23 protein-coding genes and 1 other annotated feature are annotated in these 26,886 nt (G+C 44.2%); of the genes, 3 read left to right on the top strand and 20 right to left on the bottom strand.

Annotation, left to right across the window (positions count from 1 at the left end):
- Nucleotides 1–36: 36 nt before the first annotated feature.
- The gene (locus tag IGI77_RS06140; protein ID WP_438769700.1) at nt 37–1,326 is read right to left on the bottom strand and encodes an ABC transporter substrate-binding protein; all 1,290 of its coding nucleotides are present in this window, start codon (nt 1,324–1,326) and stop codon (nt 37–39) included.
- Nucleotides 1,327–1,494: 168 nt separating this feature from the next.
- On the opposite strand from IGI77_RS06140, the gene IGI77_RS06135 reads away from it, so the two are divergent.
- Together IGI77_RS06135 and IGI77_RS06130 are read left to right on the top strand one after the other, a co-directional pair.
- On the top strand, nt 1,495–3,018 hold the full coding sequence (locus tag IGI77_RS06135; RefSeq protein WP_438769699.1) for a response regulator transcription factor: 1,524 nt from the start codon (nt 1,495–1,497) through the stop codon (nt 3,016–3,018).
- On the top strand, nt 3,015–4,718 hold the full coding sequence (locus tag IGI77_RS06130; protein WP_438769698.1) for a sensor histidine kinase: 1,704 nt from the start codon (nt 3,015–3,017) through the stop codon (nt 4,716–4,718). The genes IGI77_RS06135 and IGI77_RS06130 overlap by 4 nt, the downstream gene beginning before the upstream one ends.
- A gap of 106 nt (nt 4,719–4,824) precedes the next feature.
- Here the strand turns inward: IGI77_RS06130 and IGI77_RS06125 are convergent, their stop codons facing one another.
- From IGI77_RS06125 to IGI77_RS06085, 9 genes are all read right to left on the bottom strand, one after another.
- Entirely contained in the window at nt 4,825–6,252 is a 1,428-nt protein-coding gene (locus IGI77_RS06125) for a 6-phospho-beta-glucosidase (RefSeq protein WP_438769697.1), read from the bottom strand.
- Between the two features lie 16 nt (nt 6,253–6,268).
- Nucleotides 6,269–8,140 carry a beta-glucoside-specific PTS transporter subunit IIABC gene (locus tag IGI77_RS06120; protein WP_438769696.1) on the bottom strand — a complete coding sequence of 624 codons (1,872 nt, stop codon included), beginning with the start codon at nt 8,138–8,140 and terminating at the stop codon, nt 6,269–6,271.
- 116 nt (nt 8,141–8,256) lie between these two features.
- Complete coding sequence (licT, locus tag IGI77_RS06115) at nt 8,257–9,093, bottom strand: BglG family transcription antiterminator LicT (RefSeq protein ID WP_010747835.1); 837 nt, start codon at nt 9,091–9,093, stop codon at nt 8,257–8,259.
- Between the two features lie 227 nt (nt 9,094–9,320).
- Nucleotides 9,321–10,367, bottom strand: a complete 1,047-nt coding sequence (locus tag IGI77_RS06110; RefSeq protein WP_438769695.1) for a hypothetical protein — start codon at nt 10,365–10,367, stop codon at nt 9,321–9,323.
- 241 nt (nt 10,368–10,608) lie between these two features.
- Nucleotides 10,609–11,424 (bottom strand): carbohydrate ABC transporter permease, encoded by an 816-nt coding sequence (locus IGI77_RS06105; RefSeq protein ID WP_015509354.1) that lies wholly within the window; start codon nt 11,422–11,424, stop codon nt 10,609–10,611.
- A gap of 21 nt (nt 11,425–11,445) precedes the next feature.
- Complete coding sequence (locus tag IGI77_RS06100; protein WP_438769694.1) at nt 11,446–12,330, bottom strand: carbohydrate ABC transporter permease; 885 nt, start codon at nt 12,328–12,330, stop codon at nt 11,446–11,448.
- Between the two features lie 30 nt (nt 12,331–12,360).
- Nucleotides 12,361–13,671, bottom strand: coding sequence for an ABC transporter substrate-binding protein (locus IGI77_RS06095; protein ID WP_375838479.1), 1,311 nt, complete (start codon nt 13,669–13,671; stop codon nt 12,361–12,363).
- Nucleotides 13,672–13,842: 171 nt separating this feature from the next.
- Nucleotides 13,843–14,955, bottom strand: coding sequence for an NADH-dependent flavin oxidoreductase (locus IGI77_RS06090; protein ID WP_438769692.1), 1,113 nt, complete (start codon nt 14,953–14,955; stop codon nt 13,843–13,845).
- Nucleotides 14,956–15,127: 172 nt separating this feature from the next.
- Nucleotides 15,128–15,499, bottom strand: coding sequence for a MarR family winged helix-turn-helix transcriptional regulator (locus IGI77_RS06085; RefSeq protein ID WP_010747832.1), 372 nt, complete (start codon nt 15,497–15,499; stop codon nt 15,128–15,130).
- 308 nt (nt 15,500–15,807) lie between these two features.
- Between IGI77_RS06085 and IGI77_RS06080 the strand changes: the two genes are divergently transcribed.
- Nucleotides 15,808–16,467, top strand: coding sequence for a hypothetical protein (locus IGI77_RS06080; protein WP_311956810.1), 660 nt, complete (start codon nt 15,808–15,810; stop codon nt 16,465–16,467).
- A gap of 43 nt (nt 16,468–16,510) precedes the next feature.
- Here the strand turns inward: IGI77_RS06080 and IGI77_RS06075 are convergent, their stop codons facing one another.
- The 10 genes from IGI77_RS06075 to IGI77_RS06030 all read right to left on the bottom strand — a co-directional run bounded on the left by IGI77_RS06075 (nt 16,511) and on the right by IGI77_RS06030 (nt 26,384).
- Nucleotides 16,511–17,887: a TrkH family potassium uptake protein gene (locus IGI77_RS06075; protein WP_034869953.1), complete on the bottom strand. Its 1,377-nt coding sequence runs from the start codon at nt 17,885–17,887 to the stop codon at nt 16,511–16,513.
- A 78-nt stretch (nt 17,888–17,965) separates the two neighbouring features.
- A complete protein-coding gene (locus IGI77_RS06070; protein WP_010747829.1) occupies nt 17,966–18,595 on the bottom strand; it encodes a V-type ATP synthase subunit D in 630 nt (209 codons plus the stop codon).
- Complete coding sequence (locus IGI77_RS06065; RefSeq protein ID WP_010747828.1) at nt 18,576–19,973, bottom strand: V-type ATP synthase subunit B; 1,398 nt, start codon at nt 19,971–19,973, stop codon at nt 18,576–18,578. The genes IGI77_RS06070 and IGI77_RS06065 overlap by 20 nt, the downstream gene beginning before the upstream one ends.
- Nucleotides 19,957–21,744: a V-type ATP synthase subunit A gene (locus IGI77_RS06060; protein WP_086292067.1), complete on the bottom strand. Its 1,788-nt coding sequence runs from the start codon at nt 21,742–21,744 to the stop codon at nt 19,957–19,959. The genes IGI77_RS06065 and IGI77_RS06060 overlap by 17 nt, the downstream gene beginning before the upstream one ends.
- A 15-nt stretch (nt 21,745–21,759) precedes the next feature.
- On the bottom strand, nt 21,760–22,068 hold the full coding sequence (locus tag IGI77_RS06055; RefSeq protein WP_005225570.1) for a V-type ATP synthase subunit F: 309 nt from the start codon (nt 22,066–22,068) through the stop codon (nt 21,760–21,762).
- On the bottom strand, nt 22,058–23,044 hold the full coding sequence (locus tag IGI77_RS06050) for a V-type ATPase subunit (RefSeq protein WP_438769690.1): 987 nt from the start codon (nt 23,042–23,044) through the stop codon (nt 22,058–22,060). Before IGI77_RS06050 ends, IGI77_RS06055 begins: the two co-directional genes overlap by 11 nt.
- A 3-nt stretch (nt 23,045–23,047) precedes the next feature.
- A complete protein-coding gene (locus tag IGI77_RS06045) occupies nt 23,048–23,632 on the bottom strand; it encodes a hypothetical protein (RefSeq protein ID WP_413126073.1) in 585 nt (194 codons plus the stop codon).
- A gap of 13 nt (nt 23,633–23,645) precedes the next feature.
- Nucleotides 23,646–24,116, bottom strand: coding sequence for a V-type ATP synthase subunit K (locus IGI77_RS06040; protein WP_005225567.1), 471 nt, complete (start codon nt 24,114–24,116; stop codon nt 23,646–23,648).
- Nucleotides 24,113–26,074 carry a V-type ATP synthase subunit I gene (locus IGI77_RS06035; RefSeq protein WP_438769689.1) on the bottom strand — a complete coding sequence of 654 codons (1,962 nt, stop codon included), beginning with the start codon at nt 26,072–26,074 and terminating at the stop codon, nt 24,113–24,115. Before IGI77_RS06035 ends, IGI77_RS06040 begins: the two co-directional genes overlap by 4 nt.
- On the bottom strand, nt 26,052–26,384 hold the full coding sequence (locus IGI77_RS06030; protein ID WP_015509344.1) for a hypothetical protein: 333 nt from the start codon (nt 26,382–26,384) through the stop codon (nt 26,052–26,054). The genes IGI77_RS06035 and IGI77_RS06030 overlap by 23 nt, the downstream gene beginning before the upstream one ends.
- A gap of 110 nt (nt 26,385–26,494) precedes the next feature.
- Nucleotides 26,495–26,548: a sequence feature (sodium ion sensor (DUF1646 type); this cis-regulatory element may regulate processes involved in with the transportation of sodium ions), on the bottom strand.
- Between the last annotated feature and the right edge of the window lie 338 nt (nt 26,549–26,886).

Genomic DNA, 26,886 nt, shown 5'->3' with positions numbered 1-26,886 from the left:
TCGCGATCGCTCACGAGTTTCTGCAAAGTTGTTCGATTAGTTTGCAATTTGTGCTTCCACTTGTGATTGTGCTTCTTCTAATACTTTATCAATGTCTTCGCCGTTGATCACTCGTTGCAAGCTTTCAGTCAAGACAGATTCAATGGCATAGGTGTGATTGCCGTAGTTCACGGCTGGAATTTCTTGTGACCATTGAGAGAAATCTTGGAAGACTTTTTGACCGCCATAGAAATCAAGCCCCGACGTATATTCTTCCGTTTCTTCTGCAGCATTCATGGTTGAAACCAAACCGATCTCGGTAGCTAATGTACCCATCAATTCTTTGTTTGAAGCAAAGGTATTGGCTAAAAAGTCTTTGGCATTTTCTTCGCCGTCAACCCCTTTGATCACGTACCAGCCTGCTCCGCCGATGCTAGAAGCATTGACTGAATTGCTGTTGCCAGCGATAGATGGGATTGGAGCGATCGCCCATTTGCCGCTTTGGTCTTCCGCGCCTTGAATCGTGCTGGAATACCACGCACCAGTTGGCGCAGAGGCGACATTGCCTGATTGAACGGCATTGACCCCGCCATCCCAATCAGAAACTTGTTCAACTAAGCCTTCATTCAACAATGTTGCTAAGACAGTTAGACCAGCTTTGAAGGATTCATTGTCTTTGATGGTCACGGTGGAGCCATCTTCACCGGTATACCATTCGCCTGCCGATTGCATAATGATTCGTGCCAAGCCAAGATCGCTTGGGTCTAACGACATCATAGCGTGACCCGTTTTTTCTTTGACATCTTTGGCGATGCTGATAAAATCATCCCAGGTAATATCTTGGAGATCGGCTTGCTCATAGCCTGCATCGATCAAATAGTCTGTGCGGTAAAATAGTCCTGCGACGCCACTGTCAAATGGCACCCCATAAATGACATCGTCGACTTTATTGACCGCAAATTTATAGCTGGAGAAATCCTCCTCATTCACGATATCCGTTAGAGCACTAAACGCATCTGGATAAGAAGAAAGGTATCCTTGGATGCGGTAGTCTTCGATCAAAACGATATTTGGTAGTCCGTCCGTATTTCCAGATGCCAGACTCGTATTTAATTTTTGAACGATATCATCTTGTGACATCGTCACGACTTCCACATCGACATCTTGATTTTCATATACTTTTTTGGCTTCATTGACTGCCTTGATGTTGAAGGTCTCATCCCATGCCCAGACCGTGACTTTGTTTGAGGACTCACCAGAATCCCCTGAGCTTGTGTTGCTGTTTCCGCAAGCCGCCAAAGTCAGCACTGCAGCCGCCGTTACCATCGATGCAAATAGTTTTTTCATTTTTATCCCTCTTTCCTTTTATTTACATGGCTAACTATACACTGGTTTTGTAACCGTATTCAACGATTATGAAAGAGCTTACTAAATTTGTCCAAAAATAGAAAAAAGTTACAATACCTTTCTTTTTTGAAAGCGTTTATAATAAAGAAGAGATATAGGGGGGATACCATGACTATTTTACGCACGGTCTTAGTCGTTGATGATGAGGCGACGATCCGAGATGGATTGAAACATATGATACGTTGGGAGCAAGAAGGGTTCCGTCTCTTAGGCGATGCAGCGAACGGGCAAGAAGCATTGGCGCTGATCCATGAACTGAATCCCGACATCGTGATCACGGATTTGAAAATGCCACAAATGGACGGTCTTCAACTCACAACGATCATTCAACAACAATATCCAGAAGTCCATTTTTTGGTCTTGAGCAGCTACGATGATTTCCAATACGTCAGTCAGTCTTTTAGAAATGGTGCCGTAGATTATCTTTTAAAACCGACACTGACACCGACACTCTTGTTGAAGACGCTGCACAACATCTCACAAAAGCTGTCACATACGAAAGGCTCCGTGACTGAGGAGACGCAGCTGCAAGAATCGTTGAATCGCTATTTAGCAGGATATGAAGAACCGTTGGCTCCTTTGGCGGACTACCTTGCATTAGATCAGTCGCAACAGCAAGCCCAAATTTTGACCACCAATTTTAGCGGCTTTCGTGCCAATGATCAGCTGCTGCATGCATTAACGGAATTTACTCAATCACAACCGCAGGTAAAAACGCTCTTTTTTCAAACCAGTAACAAAGATGCCGGCTTAGTGATCAGTTATCCTGAAGGAACGGATGTTTATTCCTCTTTGAAAGAAACGTTGGAACAATTGCGTTTTACCGAGCCAGACGCCTTCTTTACTCTCAGTGTGCCCTTTCAAAAGATTGAACAGTTGCGGGACCATTTTGTGACCCTTAAAGCCAAAAGCCAAGGACAATCGTTTTTTTATAAACGACAACGGTTGGTGCCAGAACAAGAACTCTTTTTGTACATCGAAAGTGATCGCTTTGATACGAAGAAGTTCTTACGGGCTTTGTTAGACAACAACTTTTTGTTAGGAATCACCAGAATCGAGGAATATTTTAATGACATGATCTTATCCAATGTCGATCCGACATTCTTAAAACAGCAGGCCAGCAGTATTTTTTACACGTTACTGTCCCGCTTGGAAGAAGAATTTCCCACTGCTCCACGCTTTAGCCGCTTAAAAGCCGAATTTTTGCATGCCATCGGTCACGTGCAGTATTTGGAAGATTTTTCTGATTTGTTGTTGGCGACCATTGATGATATTCGTCAACAGCTGACGACCTTATCACCGCTGGATGAAGATGATCTACTCGTTGCGATCCAGCGCTTCATTCAAGACAACTACACCAAAAGTCTGTCTTTGTCTGAACTGGCTGAAACCTTTCATTTTAGTTACACCTATCTTTCGGCTTTTCTTTCTGCGAAACTGAAAATGAGCTTTTCTGAGTATGTAAAGAAAACCCGCTTGGATAAAGCCAAAGAACTACTGACACAATCTGATCTGAATCTATCTGAAATCAGTGAAGCGGTCGGGTATTCGGATATCAGCTATTTTTCTCGCATCTTCAAGAAAGAATGTCATGTCACCCCATCGAAGTATCGGCGGTTGAATCAATTATGAAAATCAACCAATGGATTCAGAAAAATGAATTATTCAGTCGGATCTTCCTCTTTGTTGTCGTCGGGGTCATTAGTGTTTGTCTGCTAACTGTCGTCGTGATCTATGGTCGCTCGAAAGATGCCTATGTTGCTTCGTACCAGAGTTCCAATCAGCTGCTACTGGAAAAAATCCAAGAAGATTATGAGCGTCTGAACGAGAATATCCATCGAATTTTTGATATCGTCGATGAAAGCAAAGCCGTTGAAACATACTTAGAAGGCGACATGAATCAAGGCCGTACGATTTTAGAATTAAACGAGCAATTAAAAGACACCCGCTCTTTGTTTCAAGACATCCCCTCGAATTTGGTGTTGATTGGGGTCAACGGGGGCACTTTCTTTCAAAACGATGCGGTTCGCAATCAATCAGTAGATGATTTTCTCGCCAGTGCCTTTATCCAGCAGATCAATGACAATGACGCCATCAGTCAATATTATTTCTTGGACCAAGGCTTAAGTACCTCCACCAGCGACTCCCCTGGCTTGATGTACGTGCGCAAATTAATGAAAGAAGAAACGATTTTCGGCTATGCCCTGATTTTCTTAAAAGAATCCGATTTTTCTTCGATCTATCGTCAACTCTTAGATACCAGTCTCCACTCGATCTATATCGTCAATGAGCAAAATCAAATTCTTTCCACTTCTGATCCGAGCCTTTTAGGCAAGCCGTTTGAAGATCGTCTCGTCACGGTCAAAAGAGATACTAGCATCAATCAGCTGCCCCTTTATTCGTATCATTTTACTTTTTACGATGTTTTGGATGAATCGCATCTAGTACGCAATATGAATCTGATCAAGCCAGCTCTTTTGATTTCTGTCGTCAGTATTTTACTCTTTAGTCTGCTGGCATTTTGGATCATCCGCAATATCACCCAACCGATTTATCAGCTGATTGACAAGCTGCCTGCGGTCACACAAGGCGATTTCAGCGACAAGGTTACCATCAACGGGACGTACGAAACGCGAGAATTGGGGCGTGCGTATAACTTGATGCTAGAGGACTTGGAATCTTATGTCGATCATTTAATGGTTACAGAAGCCGAAAAACGCAAGTTCGAGATCCGCTCGTTGCAAATGCAGATCCGACCGCATTTTGTCTACAACACATTGACGGCCATCAAGTTTTTGATCTGGCAAAACGAACAAGAAGCCGCCACTCAAGCGATTGAAAGCTTTGTCCAATTGTTGCGGCACACCTTTAACCGCAAAGAGATCGTCCCCTTAAAGGATGAGCTAGCGATCGTGGAAGAATACCTTGTGTTAATGAACGTACGTTACGGCAATCGCATCCAGTCAACGATTTTTTCAGAAGATGGCTGCGAAGATATTCTCGTACCGAAGATGATTTTGCAACCGATTATCGAAAATGCCTACCTGCATGCCTTTCCCGAAGAGGATTCAGGATTGATCCAGATTTTTTCTCGCGTCAGTAAGGAAGGCCTGAAAATTGAGATCATCGATACGGGCATCGGGTTCAATGAAGAGCACCCAACCAGCACCGCCAACCATTTTGAACACTATTCGGGTATTGGCTTAGACAATATTGATCAGCGTATCAAGCTGCTCTATGGGGAAAAATACGGATTGACTGTAGAATCACGCATCAACGAAGGAACCACCGTTCGCTTGCTGCTGCCGATCCAGCGGGAGGAAGCAGCATAATTTCTTTCATTAAATAAGAAAAACGCCAACAGAACCAGACTGCTTCCATGAGCAGTTCTGTTCCGCTGGCGTTTCTTTCCTTAATGATAATCGTTAGTTAACTGGCTTAAGCCAAATCTTCCCCATTTGAGGCAATCACTTTTTTGTACCAATAAAAGGATTGTTTTTTGCTGCGGGCTAATGTGCCATTGCCTTCATTGTCGCGATCGACATAGATATAGCCATAGCGTTTCTTCATTTCTCCGGTTCCTGCAGAAACCAAATCGATACAGCCCCATGAAGTATAGCCCAACAGTTCCACACCGTCTTGGTCAATGGCTTCTTTCATCGCAGCGATGTGCGCACGTAAATACTCGATGCGATACACATCATTGATTTTTCCATCTTCGTTTGGTGTATCCACCGCTCCTAGACCATTTTCGACGATGAAAAGCGGTTTTTGGTAACGATCATAAAGATCATTCATCGTGATCCGCAAACCAAGCGGATCAATCTGCCAGCCCCATTCCGACGCTTCTAAATACGGGTTTTTAATGGTCGGGAACAAGTTGCCTTCCGTTTTTTCAACACCGGAATCTTCTGAAGCAGCGACCCGAGAGGCATAGTAAGAAAAGGAAATAAAATCGACGGTATGTGCTTTTAATAAAGCCGTATCTTCGGCGGTTTGATCCAAAGTGATTCCTTTTTCCGCTAGCATCTTCAAACCATAATTTGGATATTCTCCTCGCGATTGCACATCGATAAAGAAATAGTTGCCGCGATCGCTTTTTTTGCTTTCCCAGACATCTTTCGGATTGCAGCTGTAAGGATAATAACTAGCCGCTGCCAGCATACAGCCTACTTTGTTTTCTGGATCGATCTCGTGGGCGATTTTTGTTGCCAACGCACTAGCGACTAACTCGTGATGAGCAGCTTGGTATTTGATTTGTTCTTCATTTTCGCCTTCAGCAAAGGTCAGCCCTGCACCGAGAAACGGGGCATGCAAGATCATATTGATTTCGTTAAAGGTCAGCCAGTACTTCACCAATCCTTTGTAGCGAGTGAAGATCGCCCGACAAAGGTTTTCGTAAAAGGCAATCATCTTACGGTTGCGCCAACCGCCATATTCTTTGATCAGATGGATCGGACAGTCAAAATGCGTGATCGTCACCAAAGGTTCGATTTGGTATTTTCGACATTCTAAAAACAGTTCTTCATAAAAGCGCAAGCCTTCTTCATTAGGGGTTTCTTCGTCGCCCTTCGGAAAAATTCTTGACCAAGCAATCGATAAACGATAGGTTTTAAAGCCCATCTCCGCAAATAAGGCGATATCTTCTTTGAAATGATGGTACATATCAATCGCTTCTTTTGCTGGATAAAAATACCCTTCTTCAAAGGCAAGCATCTCACGCTTGCCGGTAATGACTGCTCGTCGGTCCTTGCCAGTCGGAATCACATCGACATTGGCAAGTCCACGCCCCCCTTGATCAAAACCGCCTTCACATTGATTGGCGGCTGTAGCGCCGCCCCATAAAAAGTTTTCTGGAAATCCCATGTCTTATTCTCCTTTTTTAGCCGATCACTTTGATGATTTGATCGCCAAACGTAATCGGACCACTGTTTGCCGTCAAAATGTCGCCCACTTCTGCACTGTTGGTGATAACGATCGGCGTGATCACTGGATAACCTTTTTCTTTGATAAACTCGATATCAAACGTAATCAAAGGATCGCCAACTGTCACTTTTTGTCCTTTTTCTACTTGATAGGCATAGCCTTCGCCATTCAATTGCACTGTATCGATCCCCACGTGAATCAGCAGCTCAATGCCTTCCTCACTGGTCAATCCAATGGCATGTTTGGAATCAAAGACTGCTGTGACAGTCCCGTTGACTGGTGCTAGCACTTCTCCAACGGTTGGCTCGATCGCTACCCCTTGTCCAAGAATTTCTTCTGAAAACATGCCGTCATTGACTGCTTGCAGGCTTTTTAGTTCCCCTTTTAAAGGTGCTTTGATCTCTGCACCGCTGATTTGATGGGTTGGTTCTTGCTCTTTGTCTGCTAGTGTTGCTTCAGGTGCTTCTTCTGTAACAGGGTCTTTGTATAAGAATAATGTCGCAATAAATGTGACCACGATACTGATCGCCGCACCAATGCAGGCATTGGTCAAATGACGTAAGGTGTCATCGCCGATATAGCTTGGCAAAGTCAATAGGCCTGGTGAGCCGCCTGAGAAATTGCGGACACGCATGATTCCCATAAACAGCCCCCCAAATCCGCCACCGATCATTGCTGCATACAAAGGTGTTTTAAACCGTAAGTTGACCCCATACAACGCTGGTTCAGTGATGCCGAATAGACCTGTCAGACCTGCAGAAAATGCCAATTGTTTGATCGTAGAATCTTTTGATTTGAAACCAACGCCGATAGCTGCAGCTCCCTGACTGACGTTTGAAGCCAGCATGCCAGGATAGATCACTGTATCATAACCTGTGGTCATTCGGTTGTTGATACCGATAGGAACCAATCCATAGTGGGTACCCGTTGCCACGAACAATGGGGTGAAGGCACCGATCAATAACGGAACGATCCATGGGCTGACCGTTTCTAAGGCTTGGATCCCTGCGGAAATCGCTTCACTGATCATATAGCCTAGAGGACCTAAAGCAACTAATGCTACCGTCCCTACGACGAAGATCGTCAGCAACGGTTTGCTAAAGAATTTGATTGCTTTTGGTGAGACCTTATCAGCAATCGGTTCAACGTAAGACATAAACCAGACACTTAAGATGATGGGGATCACCGATGATGAATAGGTCACTGGTGAAATCGGCAAACCGAACAAATGGATGCCGCCACCTGACTCATTGACTGCTGTCACCATACCGATGAAGTTGGGATGCAGTAAAATTCCACCCACCATCATCGCCAGATACATGTTGGCTTTGAACTTTTGCGCAGAAGAAGCAGCCAGTAGAATCGGTAAGAAGTAGAACGCAGCATCTGCCATAAAGTTTAGAATTTGGTAACTTTGACTTTCTGCCGTCAAGACATTGAAGACCACCAGCAACGAAAGGACCGCTTTTAACATCCCAGCTGCCGTGATGGCTGGCAAGATCGGGGTGAAGATCCCAGTGATCGTATCGATAATTTTCGCTACACGTCCCCGATCGTCTTCTTCTGTTTCTTGATCACTAGTCAAATTGGTTTGGGCAGTGATTTCGTTGTAGACATTGCCAACATCACTGCCGATGATCACTTGGTACTGTCCGCCTTTGTTGACCACACCCATGATGCCTGGTGTATGTTTTAAGGTACTTTCTTGTGGTTTGCTGTCATCTTTCAAGTTGAAGCGCAAGCGGGTCGCACAATGGGTCAAGCTTTGGATATTTTCTTCCCCACCAACATTGGTGATGATCGTTTTTGCTAACTCTTTGTAATTCATGTCGTTCCTCCTATTTTGGTCCTTCGTTTGCTTTTCGTGTGTCAAAACATAAAAAAATACCTAAACGAACCCCTTGGGAGTTCATTTAGGTATAGCCTGCCAATCCAGTAACAATCCTAAGCACTTGTTATTCGTTTGATGTGTATAGTTAAATAGATCAATTCGTCTTCTTCTAACGGTCTACCGAACTCTTTGTTGATGTAGTCGCTGATTTTCAGCGCACACGCATATTCCTTCATATAGCGGTCTTTCAACATAAAAATAAAACTGCCGGTTCCTGCATCATCGAGCTTTGTTCCGCTGAATAAGCGCTGGACAAAAAATTTCAAATGGGTCACAAAGCGTTCGTAGTTCAATGAATACTCATCAAGCTCCATTGAAAAATGATATTTAACGATGTTTAGGATATGCTGAATGATCTTCGCCATTTCCGATACTTGACTGACCTGCGCCATATCCAACTCCGCATTGACGATGTGCAATGCAATGAAGCCGGCTTCATCTTCTGGCAGCTCGATCGCCAAGCGATTTTTGATGATCGATAACGCTTCTTTGCCAATGAGGTATTCATGGTTATAAAACCGCTTGATTTCCCATAGCAAGGCATTTTTGATTTCCATGCCATTTTGATAGCGCTCGATAGCATAATTGATATGATCGGTCAGCGTCAGAAACAATTTTTCGCTCAATTTTTTCCCAAGGGAAACTTTTGCAAAACTGATGATCTCATTCGCTGCTTGAATATGTTCGATAGGGATAGAAGAAAGTAATTGGGTTAGTTTTGTGACATTCCACTCTTGTGTACTGAGATAGACTTTTTCAATCTTGGTATCGTCGATCACATCGCCTGGCTTTTTCTTAAAGCCTAAGCCTTTGCCCATGACGACCAATTCTTGTTTTTCCTCATTCTCAGAAATCACAATGTTGTTATTGATCACTTTTGTTACGTTCATTTTAACGACCCTATTCTTCTTTAGATTTCTTCACACAAAAAAATAGGTATAGCCCGCCTAAAGCGGTAACAATCCTCAGAGCCAGTGTAGCATGAGAAAAATCACTCGTCAATGGGGATTTTTACCCGCTTGTTTAAAAGCAGAAAACAGCGCTGCTGCCATTTGAGTCTTTGGCAGAACGCTGTTCAATGGTTTATGGATCACTAACTCTCTTTGTGAGAGATGAATTAGATACGATTTTCGTGGTCAGCAGTTTTGACTAAGTTTGCACCCACCAACCCACCGATTGACGTAAGAACGAGTCCTAAGACCATTGCCACAAAGCCCCAAATGGATGCTTTGGCTGTTGCATCACTTGCTTCTTCCGCTTTTTGACGAGCGTCTTCCACTGCTTGGTCAATGTCTTGTTTGGCTTGTTCAAGATTTTGTTGTGCATTTTCGATTTGTTTTTGCGCTTCATCAGAAGCATCTTGCAAACCAGTGACAATGTTATTGGTTGCTTCTTCTGCTTCTTGTTGGCTTAAATCAGTATTTTGAGCGACCGCATTTGAAATTGCTTCTTCATCCACTGAATCACCGATCGTTGTAGCACGATCTTGTAATTTGCTTGCTAAATCATCAATGATTTTATCAGCATCATTTGGATTGGTTGCAATGTCTTTGCCGGCATCTTTGATGTCGTTCGTCGCATCAGACAATTGATTTTGCAAGTAGTCTGGTTGCAATTCAGGAACATCGGTATCTTGTAAAACATCATTGACGTTCGCTTGTAATTCATCTGTATTGACGTCTTCCATGTTTCCTGTTATTTCATCGAAGGCTTTTGAAGCGACATCGCCAGCACCAGAGGCCACTGTTTCAACACCACTGCCGACAGCAGAAGCAACGTTTCCTAAAAGTGAACCGACTACAGAAAAAGCACCGATCGTTAAGTAAGAGAGCATAACCATCATCACGATCATACTTGTTGCCCATGTTAAGAAACCATGAACCAATCCGACACGTCGAGCAGCAACACCAGAAACAAAACCAGCACCGAATAATGCCAAGACGAAGGTAATCACTGTCCAAATCAATAATCCTGTCCCGACACCATCTAATGGGTTATCAGAGGTTGGTTCCACCATACCAAAACCGATTGCTGAGCCAATCATTGACAGTGTCATGAACAATGCGATAAATGTTACGACCCCTGCAAAGATAGACCCCCAAGACAAATTATAGCCTGCCTCCCGCTCATCTGAACCTAAATAATTTCTAAATCCTCTTTTCATCATTACATCCCCTTTTTGTTTTTTTAACCTGAATTAAGTCTAACAACTGATTGTTTTTTTATCAATCAACTCGACTTGCGCTATCTTTTTGTAAGAAAAATGAATGATTCTGAATTGTTTGACTATTTATTAAAATAATGCCTCTCAAGGCAATTGTTTTTTATCTGGGGAAAGCTATTTCATCCCCTACGTCAAGCCTTCCCCAACCTTATGGAAAAGTAGCAAAGCTGGTTATTGATACTTACAGTTTCAAAGAACCGGTCATGCCTTTCACAAAACCTTTTTGCATAAACAAAAACAATACCAACGTGGGGATCGTTGCAATCACGATCGCCAGCATTTGAACGCCATAATTTGGTACGTAACTGGCTGACGATAAATTGGAAATTAGCAATGTCATGGTTTGACGACTTTCCGTTTGCAAAAAGACCAAGGGTAGCAAATAACTGTTCCATGCGTTCATAAAGGCGTAGATGGCAGCGGCAGCATATGTCGAGCGCATCATAGGAAAAACGATTCGGAAAAATATCGTGTACTCTGTTGCCCCCTCGATGCGACTCGCATCTAAAATACCGTCAGGGAAAGACTTGAAGTTCTGGCGAAAAAAGAAAATCAGAAACAGGTTATTGACCAATGGCAAAATGACCGCCACGTGCTGATTGACTAGCTGCATTCCTGCCATCATCTTAAACAAAGGGATCACCAAAGTTGCCAGCGGCACCATCATACATAACAGAAAAACCGCATAAATCCCTTCGCTCGCCCGCGTTCGAAACTTCTCAAATCCAAAGGCAGCCAAAGAAGTGACCAGTAGACTGACGAGGACGGTGATCAATGAAATCTTGATGGAATTCCACATGATCAATGGGATGTCGTAATTGCTGAACAGCACCTGAAAATTGCTTGCTAGCTGATTCCCAAAAGTCAGCTTCCCTTCGGCAACTTGATTAGCGGTATTGGTAGAGCCCACCATCATCCAGTAAAACGGAAAAATCGAAAAAAACGAGACGATCAGTAAAAAACCATATTTTATGCATCCACTTAAAGTAACTTTCATAGCTGCTCCTTTCTATCGCTTTTATTGATTCGTTTTCGCGAGTTTCAACTGGATCACAGATAAAAGAGCGATGATGATCACTAAGACCCACGACAGCGTAGCCGAATACCCAAAATTTGACGTATAGACAAAGGAGTGATTATAGATCAGTTGAGCGACAGTCAACGTCTCATTGGAGGGGCCGCCACCTGTTAGATTCACCACTTCATCAAAGAGTTGGATCGTCCCAATGGTGGAGGTGATGGTTGTAAAAACGATCACCGGCTTCAGCTGCGGGATCACTACGAAAAAGAACTTTTGAAACCCATTCGCCCCATCGATCGCAGCAGCTTCTAAAGTGTCATCCGAGATATTTTGCAATCCTGCCAAATAAAAAATCATGTTATAGCCTGTCCAACGCCAGCACAGGGCAATAATAACGGTCAGTTTTGCTAGAAGCGGATTATTTAGCCAATCTAGCGGTTGCGTGATCAAGCCAATGTTCAGTAGCCCTTGATTAACGATCCCGCCAATTTGAAACATCATTTTAAATAAAACTGCATAGGAAACCAGCGAGGTGACACAGGGTAGAAACAACGCTAATTTAAAGAAGGAGCGTCCTACAAGCTTCGGCGTGTTCAAAACAAACGCTAGCAGAAGACCCAACAACACCATGATCGGTACTTGAAAGATCAGAAAGATAAAATTATTGAGTAAAGCTTTTTGAAAAATCGTATCCTGCAGCATGCGCAGGTAATTGCCGAAGCCGATAAAAACCGATTGCAGTCCCTGCATCCGATGCAGGGAAAGGTATAAGGAATAGACGATGGGATACAGCAAAAAGACACTACTGAATACTAAAGAAAGGCCAATAAATCCCCAGACTTGTTGGTTTTTGGGGCGCTTTTTTCTGATCGTATTTTGCATATTCATCACTCCTTAAGCAACACAAGTCGGCTATTCGCCGACTTGCATCTTGTAGGTGTTTTCTGCTTCCGTCAACATATCCTCTAAGGACATGGCACCATCAAAATAGCTTTGCATTCCCCCACGCAAGGCATCCACTGCCGCTTGGGTATTTACCCCGTAATCAACGGCGGGGATGTCCGCCATCCAACTAGAGAAATCTTTATAGATTGGGGCGTCATTAAAGAAAGGATCTTCATATTGATAAGCTTCTCCTTCTTGTGAGGGTAGGTAAGTCCCCACTGCCCCATTTTCTACTAAAATCTCTTGATAGAATTCATCATTCCCAGCAAATTCTTGTTTAAGAAAATCAATGGCCAACGCTTTATTTGGTGAGTCATTGAGCACCAACCAGCTAGAACCACCCAAGTTCGAGTAAGGTGTCGCTCCAGACACTGTCTCTAATTGAGGAAGATTCGTATAGCCCCATTTTCCTTTTTGATCTTCTGCGGATCGGATCGTCGCTGAAAACCAGATGGCTGAATTGACTGCTGCCACTTCTCCACTCGTCACTGCACCGATCCCTTCTGGCGCAAAATAATCTACTGGTTTTGCCAACTCTTTTTCTTCGATCGTCTTCAGAATCGGCAGCATTTCACGAATAGCAGGATTGTCTTTCAAGAATATGTTTCCGTCTTCATCAAAATACCATAATCCGGCTGACTGCATCGCCATCTGGATATAATGAGTGCCGCGATTTGGAATAAACGCGACGAACCATTTCCCCGTTTTTTCTTTGACTGTCTCACCAATCTCCACAAATTTAGACCAGGTTAGATTGGTAAGTTCACTTTCATCAATCCCCGCTTCACTTAAATAATCTTTGCGGTAGTAGAGTCCAGCAGAACCTGAATCAAAAGGAACCGCATAAACGCCTTCTTGATAGGTCGCATTCGTTACTTTGTAAGGAGCAAATTGGTCAAAGTCAATGTCTTCCGATAATTCTGCAAATTTCCCTTCGTAGTTCAGCAAATAGTTCTGCACATCATAGTCATCCATCAAAACGATGTCTGGCAAACCTTCGGAGACCCCTGAAGTAAAGGATGAAACCATTTTTTGCTTGGTATCCTCGTTGGACATCTCGACGACATTAAGGTCGATTGCGTCATTGTCCGCATTGTAATATTCCCCGGCTTTTTCCATAATTGGAATATTAAAATTTGTGTCCCAAGCCCAAACAGTTAGCGTATTCTCATCTGTACTGGCAAAATCTTGTGAATCTGCTGTTTCTTGATTTCCTCCACAACCAGCGAACAACACCCCTGTGACAATTACTAGCAAGAACAAGCTACTTTTTTTCATTTTTCTCCCTCCAATATGATTCTCTCCTCATCCCCCGATAGCATAAAAATAAAGTAAGCGCTTACCATTACACCAATTATAAAAAATGATGTTCATAATTGAAAATAATTGGATCGTTCCTCTCGTTTTACCAAAAAACCACCTTCGCCCAAGGCAAAGGTGGTTGTCTACTTATTTTTCTTCATTTAGGCGATCTGGCATCATGTTTTCCATAAAACCCCAAACGCCGTTTTGTAATACGAGTTCCTCACGTTCGTAAGTAGAAACCGTGGTGCGGATCAACTCATCTTGACCGTCTAAGACTTTTTGTCCCCAATGAGGATCGATCAACAATGCCCGGCCCACTGATACAAAGTCTGCATGTTCTAGCAAGCCCGCGGCATCTTTCGATGTTCGGACATCCCCTACACCAATCAAAGGAACCCGCTGAGCGATTTTTTCATAGACATACGCCAACATCGATTTTGCTTGGTACGCTTTTGAAATCGATTTGCGGGTATAATCCGCAAGGGAGATGTGCAGATAGTCTAATCCTTTTTCTGCCAGTTGGTCCACTAAGAACAACGTATCTTCAAAGCGAATCCCTGGTTCTTCGAATTCTTCCGGTGAAAAACGATAACCGACGATAAACTCCTTCACACCTGATTGGTCCACTGTTTCCAATACTTCATCGACGAGCTTCTCAATAAAACGATAACGGTTCTCTAGTGAGCCACCCCATTCATCGGCTCGACGATTTGAGTGCGGAGAAAAGAATTGTTGGATCAAATACGTATTGGCTCCGTGGAGTTCTACGCCATCAAACCCCGCCTTGATCGCCCGTTCGGTAGCTTTTTTAAAGTTTTCAATAATCGTTAAAATCTCATCTACTGTGACTTCTCGGGGAACCTGGGCATTTGGTCGTTCGGCAGCAACTGCGCTAGCAGAAATCGGTTGTGTTCCTCGTAGGACCGAGTCATCCGTCATCCGACCGGCATGAAAAATCTGTAAAATAGCTTTGGTCCCATTGTTTTTGATGGTGCTGGCTAATTTACTTAATCCAGGTAAAAAGGCATCGTCGTAAGCGCCTAATTCCCCTTCCCAGCCCTTGCCATCTTCTTGGACATTGGCTGCCGCTGTGATGACTGCTCCGACTTCCCCAGAGCGTAAGCCATAGTAAGCCAACTCATCTTTCGTAATCACCCCATCAAAGAAGGACATCTTGGTCGTCATTGGTGCCATAATGATTCGATTTTTCAACTGCAATCCGCCCTTAAATGTTGCTTTGTCTGTTACATTTCGCATGGGTTTCCCACCTTTTCCATTGGATTCATTTCGCTTTGTGGATCTGACTGGCTTAGTTTTTCAAGGAGATCCTTAAAGCAAATCGGTGCATCTTTTTTCCCTTTATCAAAATATACATGCACATGCATCTATATTACAAAAGAATCAAGGAGAAAACAAGTGAAAAACATCATTAGTCTAGCATTTCCTCCAAGACTTTTTCAAAAACGACTTTTGAACGCTGCAGTTTCTTTTCCCCTGATTGGGTCAAATCAATATAGATCCCCCGCTTATCATCTTGACAAGAATGCCGTTCGATCACACCGCACAGCTTGTCTTCCATGCGCATGATCATACGTGACATCGCACTTTGACTCAGATCAAAATGGGCGATCAAATCATTGAGGCGCATGCTATGATTGGGGGTCTTTTCTAAGTAATAAAGCACGTAATACTCATTCAAAGACAGATTGCTTTCTGCTTTGAGGGCTTGCTCCAAACGAGCTTCGATCGCTTGATGCTGATTCGTAAAGGCTAACCATTGCCCCATCCGTTCTTTTTCCATCCTCTTCACCACCCATTCTTCTATACCAAGGTATTTTAATCTAGATCCCTGCGTTACGCAAGTCGCCAGAAAAGGCTAACACTTTATTATGCAAAATTAGCCAGCTACTGCGGGCGTTCATGAATGTTTTATGATAGAATTGACGAAAAATTCAGCAAAATCTTCCTATTCTTTTTCAGTGTTCTGGACTACAATATCTTTAACACCAAAGAATATTTAAACACTATATCAGCAAAATTGTGCATTTTCACACAATAATTTGTTTTTTTTAGATGTTTTAGTATTCTAAGGAAAGGATGAAACAAACGATGAAAAAAACAATTTCTTTGATTGGGACACTGACGCTGGTCAGTTTGGGGCTTTTGACAGGCTGTAACAACGAAAAAGATACCGCGCAATCAACCAGCGAGCTAAGCCAAAGTCATGTGTCTACTGTAAGCAAACAAAGTACGACGATGCAAACGACTGAAAGCAGCTCCTTAGCGTCAACCTCTACTTCAGAAACTTCAACCTCAAGCCAGCAATCGACGGACCACTCTGACGCAACGCAAACGACAGCAAGCTCAGTATCCACCAACGAGTTTCCATATGCCGTTGATCTTTCCCAATATGGCCCTTCACTGACGTTTTATTTCCATGGCGTCAATGTACCAGATGCTGTCACGATTCAAAATACGAGCCCATTGATCATTTCGATCGACGACAGCGCAAGCTATGAAGCACAAGTCGATACGATCGCAACCAAAGAGATTCGCATCTTTTCAGCAAATGACAATGGGATTCGCACCGTAAAAGTGAACACTCAATTGACCTTTGCAAAAGGGATCACTTCCAATGGAAATCCTGATTTTAGCCACAACCTGTACCTATTTACAAATAAGGAGGGTGGTCTATCTTTGATCACACCGAACTATGCGGGAAATGTCAGCGATGACCAACGAGATGTGATGTTAGAAGTACTTCAATAAACGAAAAACAGGGAAACGAAGCGTGCTTCGTTTCCCTGTTTCGTTACCCGATCATCACGGTTTCATCAGGATATTTGTAGCCAGCTTCTTGTTTGTTGGCTTTTTTCATCAATGAAAAAGCAACGGTCATGATGCCGACTCGACCAATGAACATCAAAAAAATGATCAAAAGTTTGCCAAAAACCGACAAGTAAGGCGTCAACCCCATGGTCAACCCCACCGTTCCAAAAGCGGAAAAAACTTCAAAGGCAATGGTTGGCAACCCAAAGTTTGGGGTTTGCGGCATACTCTCAGTGATCGACAATAAGAAAATCGCTACGAAGCATAACGTCAAGGTAAGGAAGAACAACGTAAAGGCACGCGATACAGCAGATTCTTTGATCGTGCGACCAAAAACTTCCGCTCGACTGCGCCCTTTCAATAAGCTGCGGATCTTGATGATCAAGACCGCAAATGTCGTTGTCTTCAATCCCCCAGCAGTTGATCCAGAGGTGCCGCCGATATACATTAAAATCATCGTCAGCATCAAGCCTGCTTGACTCATTTGTCCGTAATCAATACTGAAAAATCCCGCGGTTCTTGGGGTGACTGCTAAGAAGAGGTATTGGAAAAAACGTTCGATGACCGAATCACCCGTGATCAACTGTGAATTGGCTTCGGTCAAAAAGAACCCTGCCGTTCCAAAAACCACCAAAACGATCATAGCGATCCATGCCAAGCGGCTATGCAGGGACCGTTTTTTGGACGCCGTATGCAGGAGATCGAACCAAACGAGAAATCCCAGACCACCTGCGATGATCAAGAAACTGATGACCCCTAGCACAAATGGGTCGTTTTGAAACCCTACCATGCTGTTGCCGAACAAATCAAACCCAGCATTACAAAAGGCCGAGATCGCATGAAAAACACTGTACCAAAGGCCTTGCTCCCAACCAAAACGGGGCACGAATGCAAAAGCCAGCAAGATGATCCCACTGACTTGGATCAAAAAGGCGATCCGAATCAGGTACCATGCCAAATGGATCTCTCCAGACATTCGGTCCAGATTCAATGATTCCCGCAAAATCATCCGAGTACTAAGATGGACTCTTTTTCTCGCCAAGATGTAAAAGAAGACGGGAATCGACATGAAGCCGATCCCACCGATCTCAATCAGCATCAGCAAGATCCCTTGGCCCCACAGGTTGTAATGATCGGCTACGGTCAAGGTCGAAAGACCCGTCACGCAAACAGCCGATGTGGCAGTAAACAGCGCATCTAAAAAGTTGGTGCCTTCACCACTTTGGGTGACAGCCGGCAGCATCAGCAAGCCAGTTCCTGCCAATATCAGCAAAACGAAGACCAGAGTGACGATCTGCGGAATCAAAAAGCGTTGCGATGCCAGCTTTTTTTTCAAACGATTTCTTTTTTTCATTTTCATTTCCTTTGACCTTTTGCAAAAACCAATGTCTTAGTAATCCAAGTTTATTGCATTTGTTTTTTCTCTTATCATACCATTTTATTTTGATTTATTCTTCACTTTGATCATTCTTGTTACGTTTGCTCGTTCATTTTCTTCCAGCCGCATTTTGATTCCATAAATGGCTTCTTCCAGCTCGGGAATCGTCAAATATTCTAGGGCATTGACGCGTCGGCGCGTCCGTTCGATTTCCCCTGCCATCAATTGACAGGTCTTTTCGATTTCCGTTAGCTCCAACAGCTTCGGCATAACGTCGGTAAAACGGGCGACCGCATTATCTAACGGAACATTGGAATTCAAAAAGCCGTACTCGATCGGCGCTTGCATCACCGTATCGTCGTAATCAAAATGCATCACTGGCACTTCCACACTCATGATATTTTTCGTGGATAACTCAAGGGAGACTTCAGTTGCTGGTAAAATAAACATTTCTTCAATGTATTTTTCATTGATCGTGGCATTGGCTAAGCGAAATGCCTTCATGGCACGCTGCAATTGTTCTTCGACTTCTTTACGCAAGCGGTCATTCTTTTTGATCAATTCAATAAATTGACGCATGAGTTCGTCTTGTTTGTCTTTTAATAATTTGTGTCCGCGTTTGGCTGTCGCCAATTGTTTGCTGAGGCGCGACAGCTCCATGCGGGTTGGATTAACGGTTTTTTGCGCCATTGTTCTCCTCTCCCGGTAAGTATTCCGCCAGTAGGGCATCGCTGATCCGCTTCAGCTCGACTTTTGGCAGCATCGCCAATAATTCCCACCCTAATTCCAAGGTTTCGATAATAGAGCGGTTGGTGCGATACCCTTGGTTCAAGTATTCATTTTCGAAGCGTTCCGCAAATTTGGCATAGGTTTTATCTACTTCCGACAATGCCGATTCTCCTAAAACGACTGCCAATTCCTTGGCTTGCTTTCCTTGAGCATAGGCAGAAAACAACTGGTTCATCGTTGCGGCATGGTCTTTACGGGTTTTTCCTTCACCGGTCCCTTTATCTTTTAACCGTGACAATGACGGCAAGACATCGATGGGTGGCTGGATGCCGTTTTTATACAAATCACGAGACAAAATGATTTGTCCTTCGGTGATATAGCCGGTCAAATCGGGAATCGGATGGGTTTTGTCATCTTCTGGCATGGTCAAAATCGGCAGCTGGGTCACTGAACCTTTCAAGCCGCGAATCCGTCCCGCACGTTCATATAACGTGGATAGATTGGTATAAAGATACCCAGGATAACCCCGACGTCCTGGCACTTCACGACGAGCAGAGGAGATCTCCCGCAAAGCTTCACAGTAGTTGGTCATATCCGTCATGATCACCAAGACATGCATGCCCTTTTCATAAGCCAAGTATTCGGCTGCCGTCAGTGCCATTCGGGGAGTAGCGATCCGCTCGATCGCTGGGTCATTGGCTAGATTCATAAAGACGACAGAATGGTCGATGGCGCCAGTTTGACGAAAATCTTCCATGAAATATTCTGCTTCTTCAAAGGTGATCCCGATGCCAGCAAACACAACAGCGAAATCGTCTTCCGAGTTCAACACTTGTGCTTGACGAGCAATTTGCGAAGCCAATTCTTTATGAGGCAGACCAGAACCAGAAAAAATCGGCAGCTTTTGTCCCCGAACAAGCGTATTCAAGTGGTCGATCGATGAGATCCCCGTTTGAATAAACTCATCAGGATAATCCCGCGCTGCTGGATTGATCACTTCGCCGTTGATGTCCATAAATTTTTCTGGGACGATCTCTACTCCGCCATCTTTGACCCGACCTAAGCCGTCAAAGACTCGCCCGATCATTTGCTCGGAAACGCCTAATTCCAAAGGATGTCCTAAGAAACGCACCGCAGATTCCCGCAAATTGATCCCGCCGGTTCCTTCAAAAATTTGGACCAACGCTTTGTCTTCTTGGATCTCCAGTACTTGTCCTTGCCGCGTTTCGCCGTTTTGCATGCGGACTTCGATCAACTCTTCGTATTTGACACCGGAGACGCGATCGACGGCCATCAATGGTCCGACGACTTCTCCAATCGTTTTATATTCCTTGATCATCGGTGCGGTCTCCTTTCTGTAAAATTTCTTTCATCGTTGCTTTGATCTCTTGATGCAAAGCTGGAATTTTTGCTAATTCCGTTTCAGGCAAGTACTTCATACGTGCCACTTTGTCTCGCAATTCTTCGGTTCCTGCATAGATTTCTGAAAGATACGCACCTAGTGTCAACGCATCTTCCGCTTCTTTGTGGAGCAGCAAGATCGTTTCCAGCATTTTGAACTGCTTTTCACGAGAGGTAAACGTATCGACGTCGTCAAAAGCGTTTTGCTGCAAGAAATCTTCTCTCAATGATTTGGTGGTTTCCAGCAATAACTGATCTTTTTCGGACAAAGCGTCGATGCCGACAAGTCGAACGATCTCTGACAACTCAGATTCTTTTTGCAGCATCCGCATGGCTTCTGTTACTTGTTTGGACCAATCTACTTGCATTTGTTGGTCCAAAAAGGCACCCAATTCGTTTTCGTATAATGAATAGCTCTTCAACCAATCGATCGATGGAAAATGACGCTTTTGCGCTAAAGTGGCATCTAAGCCCCAAAAGACTTTTACGACCCGCAACGTATTTTGGGTAACTGGTTCTGAAATATCGCCGCCTGATGGTGAAACGGCGCTGATGGCAGTGATACTGCCTTCTTGATCAGAACCTAAGCAAATCGCTTTTCCAGAACGCTCATAATACTCTGCCAAGCGGCTGCCTAAGTAAGCTGGATACCCTTCATCCCCAGGCATTTCTTCCAGACGACCAGACATTTCTCGCAGTGCTTCTGCCCAACGTGAGGTGGAATCCGCCATGATCGCCACTGAATACCCCATGTCTCGGAAGTATTCCGCAATCGTGATCCCAGTATAAATCGACGCTTCCCGAGCGGCTACCGGCATATTGGAGGTGTTAGCGATCAACACGGTTCTCGCCATTAAAGATTCACCACTACGAGGGTCGATCAACTCTGGAAACTCGTTCATTACATCGGTCATTTCATTGCCGCGTTCGCCGCAGCCGACATAGACGACCAGATCGACATCCGCCCATTTGGCGATTTGGTGCTGAACAACAGTTTTCCCTGCACCAAAAGGTCCTGGAACGGCTGACGCCCCGCCTTTAGCGATTGGAAAGAAGGTGTCGATCACTCGCTGACCAGTAATCATTGGTTCGACTGGATTCAGTTTTTGCTTTACTGGACGGCTATGACGAACGGGCCATTTTTGCAGCATCGTGAAAGACCGTTCTCCTTTGGGTGTATCTAAAACATAAATCGTTTCATCGATGGTAAATTCCCCCGCATAAACAGCCTTGACTGTTCCTGAAACGCCATGAGGAACCATGATCTTGTGATTGATCAAGGGTGTTTCTTGCACGGTGCCGATGACCATCCCGGTACTGACTACTTCGCCGACTTCGACTGTCGGTACAAAGGGCCACTTTTTCTCATGATCCAACGCAGGCAATTGCACCCCACGCGTCAAGAAGTTGCTTTGGGTGACAGACATGAAGGTTTCTAAGGGACGTTGGATGCCATCAAACATTTGTGACATGATCCCAGGCGCCAATTCGACGGATAGCGGTTCACCGGTGGTTTCGACTGGTTCACCAGGTCCGATCCCAGACGTTTCTTCATAGACTTGGATCGAAGCGACGTCGCCGCGCATTTCGATGATCTCACCGACCACGCCTAAATCTCCTACATAACAGATATCTTCTAAACTTGCATGGCCCATATTTTTGGCTAGCACCAATGGACCAGATACTTTAATAATTGTTCCTTTTTCCACAACATCGGCTCCTCTCTATAGTATGTTTTGTCCAACTGCTTTTTCGACATTTTCTTGAATCATTCGCTTGCCGATTCCTCGGGAACCATCATAATCAGGAATCAAGATGACTGCAGGTGTCATTTTTTGTTGGACTTTTGCTAATTCATCGGGAATCAGCTCGGCACATTTTTCAGTCAGGTAGATGATCGTACTGTTCTTCATTAATTTTGCCAGCGCCTGCTTCACTTCTTTTTCTTCCGAGGCATAGCAGACCTGAAAGCCAAATAATTGAAAAGGAATGACGGATTCTTTCTCGCCGATTACGCCGATTTTATGAGTCATAGTGCCGCATCCTTTCTCTGAGTTGTTCTTCCGTAAAGCCACTGCGTTTGCCTACTAGCAAGATACGCAGATTTTGCAGTTCCAAAACCTTAGCATTCAAAAATGCGAGTAAAGGCAGTGGTCCTAAAGCATCTGTTTGGGCTTGGCCATAGCTTTCTGTGATCAAATTGTCTTGCAAAAGTGCCAAGCCAGCAAAGTCGATCACCTGTTCATGAATCAAAGGCCGCAACACTTCCTGATAATCACTTTCTAATAAGAAGGCTAAAAAGTCACTATAGGACGCATCCGCAAACGCTAAAAATTCTTCTTTCGGGATACTGCCGACACTCCCTAAGACTGCCTCCATAAAACTACGCGATCGTTTTTGAAGTACACAACGAGCGGCAATCGTTATATTGGTCAGATCGATCATCTTGATGACAGCTTCTTGTAGCTCAGGAATCTTGATTTCATCTGCCAGTCGCCGTTGTTCATGTAAATACCGGCGATCGTAAATGATATCGATGCCTTGCAGCACGGCGCCGCCTTCTAAGTACTCCCGCACTTCTTGGATCGTAGTCACGATTTTCTCAGGCAATACCTCTGAGGTTCCCGTTTTGATGGCGGTCCGACACTCATCGATCGTGTAAAAACCATCTTCGATCAGTAGATGATCATAATCTTTTCCAGTGACTGACTCTTTGGTCAAGACTTTTAGATTATGGAAAGTAAAAGGCATCATATACAGTCGGAGGATCTCTTGATCAGGAACCAGCTCGGCCAATTCTTTGATCGTCTTTAACAATTCTTCATCGAGATAGGTTTCGAATCGTTCATGAAAATCTGGCTTCAAATAGCGTTGATAATGGGTCTGCTGCAAGACAGCTTCGACTTCAGCAAACCCTTTTGCCGCAATCATTTGTTCGACTTCTTGCGGTTTTAACAACGTCATCTCTTTCAGCCGAATGATTGGATTCAATTGATGATAGTTCCTCATGGATCAACCTCCTTGTTGTATGATCTGCAACCACCGTTCCCGGGTTTCTTTCTTGTATTCATCAAGCAGTACCTGATAGGTAAAATTGTATTGAATGCCGTTGTCATCCACCAAAAAGCCTGCTTCTGTCAATGGTGCGCCTGCTTTGATTTCATACGGTAGTTTTGATTGACACGACGTAAGCCAAGCGGCATCTAGATGGGCTGCTTGCTCAGGACCAGCGTGGAAGGTCACCGTCCCGCTGATCGGCAGCTGTTGCAGCACATTTTCAGCAAATGACTGCAGCTCTTCTGGCGTCCAGGCAACCATTTGTTGATACGCTTGCTCAAAAAGTTGTGTCAGGTATTCGTTTTGTTTCACCATTTGCTGCTGCTTAGCGGCACTTGCTTGGCGATTTTGCGCTTGCTGATAATTTTTTTCGGCTTGCTTTTTTGCTTGCTGAGCACGAAGCTGCAAGTCCGACTCTTTTTTCGCCCAGTCACGTGCCATCGTTTCACTGATCCTAGCACGTTCAGCGGCAGCCAAACGTTCCCGTTTTGTCTGCGCTTCTTGGTCTAGTTCAGCAATCATTTTGTCGATTGCATCCATACCTTCGCCCCCTTTAAATCGTTCCTAAAAGTAAGAAAGAAATAACAAAGCCTAAGATGGCATACATCTCAACCATTACTGAGAACATGACCCCTTTAAAGAAATGCTCTGGTTTCTTCGCTAAAATTTGAATCCCAGCTGCAGCGACCTTCCCTTGGGCCATTCCTGAGAATAAGCCAGTAAAGGCAACTGGCAGTGAGGCCATCAAGTACGCCATACCAGTCACTGTCGACATTTCACCACTTAAGCTACCATAGATCATAAACGCAATAACGAATCCGTAAAGTCCTTGCGTTCCGGGAAGCAATTGTAAAATCAAGGCTTGTCCAAACTTCTCCGGCTGATTCGTCGTTAAGGCTGCCGCTGCTTCACCAGTTTGGCCCACCCCTTTGGCTGAACCGATCCCAGAAAAGATCGTAGCGATCCCCATTCCGATAATTGCAAACACCATACCACCATTATTATTAATTAAGTAATCAATCATTTATTGTCTCCTCCATTTTCTTTATCAAAATCAACGTATTTCTCACTTGGCTTAAAGGTTTCAAATTGGCGCCCCCCACCAGTGAAAAATTTTCCGAAAAACTCTACATATTGTAAACGAGCGGCATGCACATACGCACTCAGTAACGATAAAAAGATGTTTAAAGCTTGTAGGACAACCAATAAGAGAATGCCTACAGAAAAACGAGCGGCTGGCGGCAAATAGCCCACCAATAAGTTGAAGGCTGCTGCGATACTCCCACCAGAGATCCCTAATGCCATCAAGCGGCTATAGCTGACAAAGTCGCCGATGTAACTGGTCACACCGTATAAGTCATACAAGCCTAAAAAGAAGCCGCCCACTTTGGTTTTCCCTTTCAGAATCGGTACCACGATGATCAATAAGGCACTAAAGCCTGCTAAAATCAAGCCGACGGTTGTTAGTGCTGGGACATCGATCAAAAGATTGCCTGCGGCTGCCACTAAAAGACCACTCAAAAGTCCTAGCCACGCAAAGCCTTCGTTGACTGCACCTAAAAGATCCTTTTTGCGGATATTTTCTTTGGCTGCTAAATAAAGGCCTGTAAACAGTTGGATGCCACCAAAAATCATGGATAGACCAAAGATCGCCATAAAATCTTCGGAGGGCGATAAAAGTTGGAAGGGCAATGTAGCACCAAAGAAGGAGCCGTAGATTGCGCCCCAAATCATAGTTGGCACAGACAAAATCTGGAACAATTTCAGAAACCGTTTGGTCCCTTTGGGCAAACGCAAGGCGTGTAGCCCAATCGTGGTCGCGACAGCCATTAATGCACCATAACCTAAGTCAGCCACCATCATACCAAAGAAAACATAGTAAAAAGGCGTCATCCATGGGGTTGGATCGATCTCATCGTATTTTGGCAAGCTGTACATTTCCGTCAACATTTCAAAGGGTTGAATAAACGAGGCGTTTTTTAGCTTCGTTGGCACTTGATTGGCAGCGATCTCCTCTGCAGTGGGTTCTTCAAATGAATAGTAAATCTCGTTGGCAAAGGATTCTTGGACCATTTCCGCCACTAACGGCTGATCCTTTTCTGCAATCCAGCCGCGCAAGAGGGCAAAGGTCTGACCAGCTGCTAAGCGCTGTTGCATCATTGCCCGATTCTCACGAGTCAAAAACAGTTCTTCCGCTTGCTGCAGCAGGATCAGCCGTTGTTTGTGCTGACTGATTTCTGTAATCAGTTCTTTGCGCTGCTGCGTCAAGGAAGTCAAGGCTTGTTTCGTATTTTGCAAAACCACTTTTGGTGATTCGGATGTCAGGCCAGTTTCTTTCTTCACCCCATATCGGTGAAACAATTGGAACACTTGCTCTTCGATCGCTGTTAAAAACAGGCAGCTGAAATTGACTTTTTTGTGTTCAGAATAGATCACTTCGATATGAACCTCTTCCAATTGACGCAAGGCTTCAGCTAGATCTTCCCAGCGTGGACCTTCGACACTCCCAGCAAAAAAACTTGTATGTGCAGGCGCTTCGATCTCCAAGGGTACGTCAAGATTTTGCCATTGTGTCGCCCATTCTTCCGACTGCGTCGCTGCTTCGATCGCTTCGATCGTCTCTACCCAGCGCTCCTGCAAATTCTCGACTTCAACCAGCTCCGTTAATGCTGCGGCTTCATCGAAGCTTGTTTCAAAGTCCGACAGCCGCAAGGCATCTCGTTGCCATTCCGTGCCTTTTTTCGCATCACCATTTTGACGAATAAAGCGGATCGCTTCTTGCAGTCGACGAATCATTGGTTGATGAGAAGCACCTTCTGGGGTGGCTCCTGCAAAAAATTCCCGCAGCCAAGTTTCGTTGGCTTCCTGCTCAAATACGTTCTCGATTTCAACAAACTGCATCGTTTGCAGCTTCGTCAATAACCTTTCTTGGTAGTGCTTCGGGGTGATCAACGTTAGTTTATTTAGTTTGGTTACTGCCATAAGTCCCGATCACTCCTTCAACGATCTGTTGAACCGCTTGCTCTTGGAAGCTTTGCATATTTTTTTGGTAACGATCTAACACTTGCTGGTTCTCTTTTGCCAGCTGCTGCTTTTGTGCTGCTAGTGACTGTTGCAACTGCTCTTCGATTGTTGCTTGTTCTTGAGCAAGCGCCTCTTCCAAAGCGGCTGATCGCTCTTGCAATGCTTGTTGCTGCTGCGCTTCTTCCGACTGCAATTCTTTTTTCAAAGCGCGCAATTGCTGTTCATTGGCTTCTTCTGCTTCTCGTAAACGAGTCAAAGCTTCTCTCATCGATTCCCCTCCTATAATGATTTGTATTCTCAACTGAAAAATAAACAAAAAAAGCATACCTCACGAAGAAGTATGCTGATATGAAAAAAGGCCAGCATTCCTCCAAGAATGTTTGCCTCACCCCTTGGCAAACCTGATCCTTGAAGCATAAAAAATGCTCAACCTTTGTCTATTTTATTTTTCAATTCCTGGACTATTATAGCAAAAAACGGCGTTATATTCAAGTGAAATCATCTTTTGTGAGAAAAAAGTGTTTTTCACCTATTACTGATCCACTTGCTACCTGCCCAACTTTCCACCTAACATTTGCCAGGGATCGGATTGTTCTTACTAAATTGAAATCGGTCAAAATCAATTTAAGACTTAGAATGGTATGAATGAAGAACGTTGAGATTTTTTGAAAATGCTAGACATCATTTGATTGGTACCCAAAAGGAGATAACAGTTCCAACAACCCATTCGATCCCTGACAAATCTTAAGTGAGAAGTTCGCTTATTTCGC

The sequence above is a fragment of the Enterococcus sp. DIV0213h genome (genome assembly GCF_051711285.1).
Classification (GTDB): Bacteria; Bacillota; Bacilli; order Lactobacillales; family Enterococcaceae; genus Enterococcus_D; species Enterococcus_D casseliflavus.
The sequence above is the reverse complement of the archived record's forward strand: the minus strand, read 5'-3'. Positions and strand labels throughout refer to the sequence as shown.

Bases quoted from the DNA above. Each gene is read 5' to 3' on its own strand.
- IGI77_RS06120 (WP_438769696.1), bottom strand. From the start codon at position 8,140: ATGAATTACAAAGAGTTAGCAAAAACGATCATCACCAATGTTGGTGGG.
- IGI77_RS06135 (WP_438769699.1), top strand. From the start codon at position 1,495: ATGACTATTTTACGCACGGTCTTAGTCGTTGATGATGAGGCGACGATC.
- IGI77_RS06050 (WP_438769690.1), bottom strand. From the start codon at position 23,044: ATGAGGAACTATCATCAATTGAATCCAATCATTCGGCTGAAAGAGATG.
- IGI77_RS06100 (WP_438769694.1), bottom strand. From the start codon at position 12,330: ATGCAAAATACGATCAGAAAAAAGCGCCCCAAAAACCAACAAGTCTGG.
- IGI77_RS06090 (WP_438769692.1), bottom strand. From the start codon at position 14,955: ATGCGAAATGTAACAGACAAAGCAACATTTAAGGGCGGATTGCAGTTG.
- IGI77_RS06075 (WP_034869953.1), bottom strand. From the start codon at position 17,887: ATGAAAATGAAAAAAAGAAATCGTTTGAAAAAAAAGCTGGCATCGCAA.
- IGI77_RS06110 (WP_438769695.1), bottom strand. From the start codon at position 10,367: ATGAAAAGAGGATTTAGAAATTATTTAGGTTCAGATGAGCGGGAGGCA.
- IGI77_RS06085 (WP_010747832.1), bottom strand. From the start codon at position 15,499: ATGGAAAAAGAACGGATGGGGCAATGGTTAGCCTTTACGAATCAGCAT.
- IGI77_RS06040 (WP_005225567.1), bottom strand. From the start codon at position 24,116: ATGATTGATTACTTAATTAATAATAATGGTGGTATGGTGTTTGCAATT.
- IGI77_RS06105 (WP_015509354.1), bottom strand. From the start codon at position 11,424: ATGAAAGTTACTTTAAGTGGATGCATAAAATATGGTTTTTTACTGATC.
- IGI77_RS06045 (WP_413126073.1), bottom strand. From the start codon at position 23,632: ATGGATGCAATCGACAAAATGATTGCTGAACTAGACCAAGAAGCGCAG.
- licT (WP_010747835.1), bottom strand. From the start codon at position 9,093: ATGAACGTAACAAAAGTGATCAATAACAACATTGTGATTTCTGAGAAT.
- IGI77_RS06035 (WP_438769689.1), bottom strand. From the start codon at position 26,074: ATGGCAGTAACCAAACTAAATAAACTAACGTTGATCACCCCGAAGCAC.
- IGI77_RS06125 (WP_438769697.1), bottom strand. From the start codon at position 6,252: ATGGGATTTCCAGAAAACTTTTTATGGGGCGGCGCTACAGCCGCCAAT.
- IGI77_RS06140 (WP_438769700.1), bottom strand. From the start codon at position 1,326: ATGAAAAAACTATTTGCATCGATGGTAACGGCGGCTGCAGTGCTGACT.
- IGI77_RS06095 (WP_375838479.1), bottom strand. From the start codon at position 13,671: ATGAAAAAAAGTAGCTTGTTCTTGCTAGTAATTGTCACAGGGGTGTTG.
- IGI77_RS06030 (WP_015509344.1), bottom strand. From the start codon at position 26,384: ATGAGAGAAGCTTTGACTCGTTTACGAGAAGCAGAAGAAGCCAATGAA.
- IGI77_RS06065 (WP_010747828.1), bottom strand. From the start codon at position 19,973: ATGATCAAGGAATATAAAACGATTGGAGAAGTCGTCGGACCATTGATG.
- IGI77_RS06055 (WP_005225570.1), bottom strand. From the start codon at position 22,068: ATGACTCATAAAATCGGCGTAATCGGCGAGAAAGAATCCGTCATTCCT.
- IGI77_RS06070 (WP_010747829.1), bottom strand. From the start codon at position 18,595: ATGGCGCAAAAAACCGTTAATCCAACCCGCATGGAGCTGTCGCGCCTC.
- IGI77_RS06130 (WP_438769698.1), top strand. From the start codon at position 3,015: ATGAAAATCAACCAATGGATTCAGAAAAATGAATTATTCAGTCGGATC.
- IGI77_RS06080 (WP_311956810.1), top strand. From the start codon at position 15,808: ATGAAAAAAACAATTTCTTTGATTGGGACACTGACGCTGGTCAGTTTG.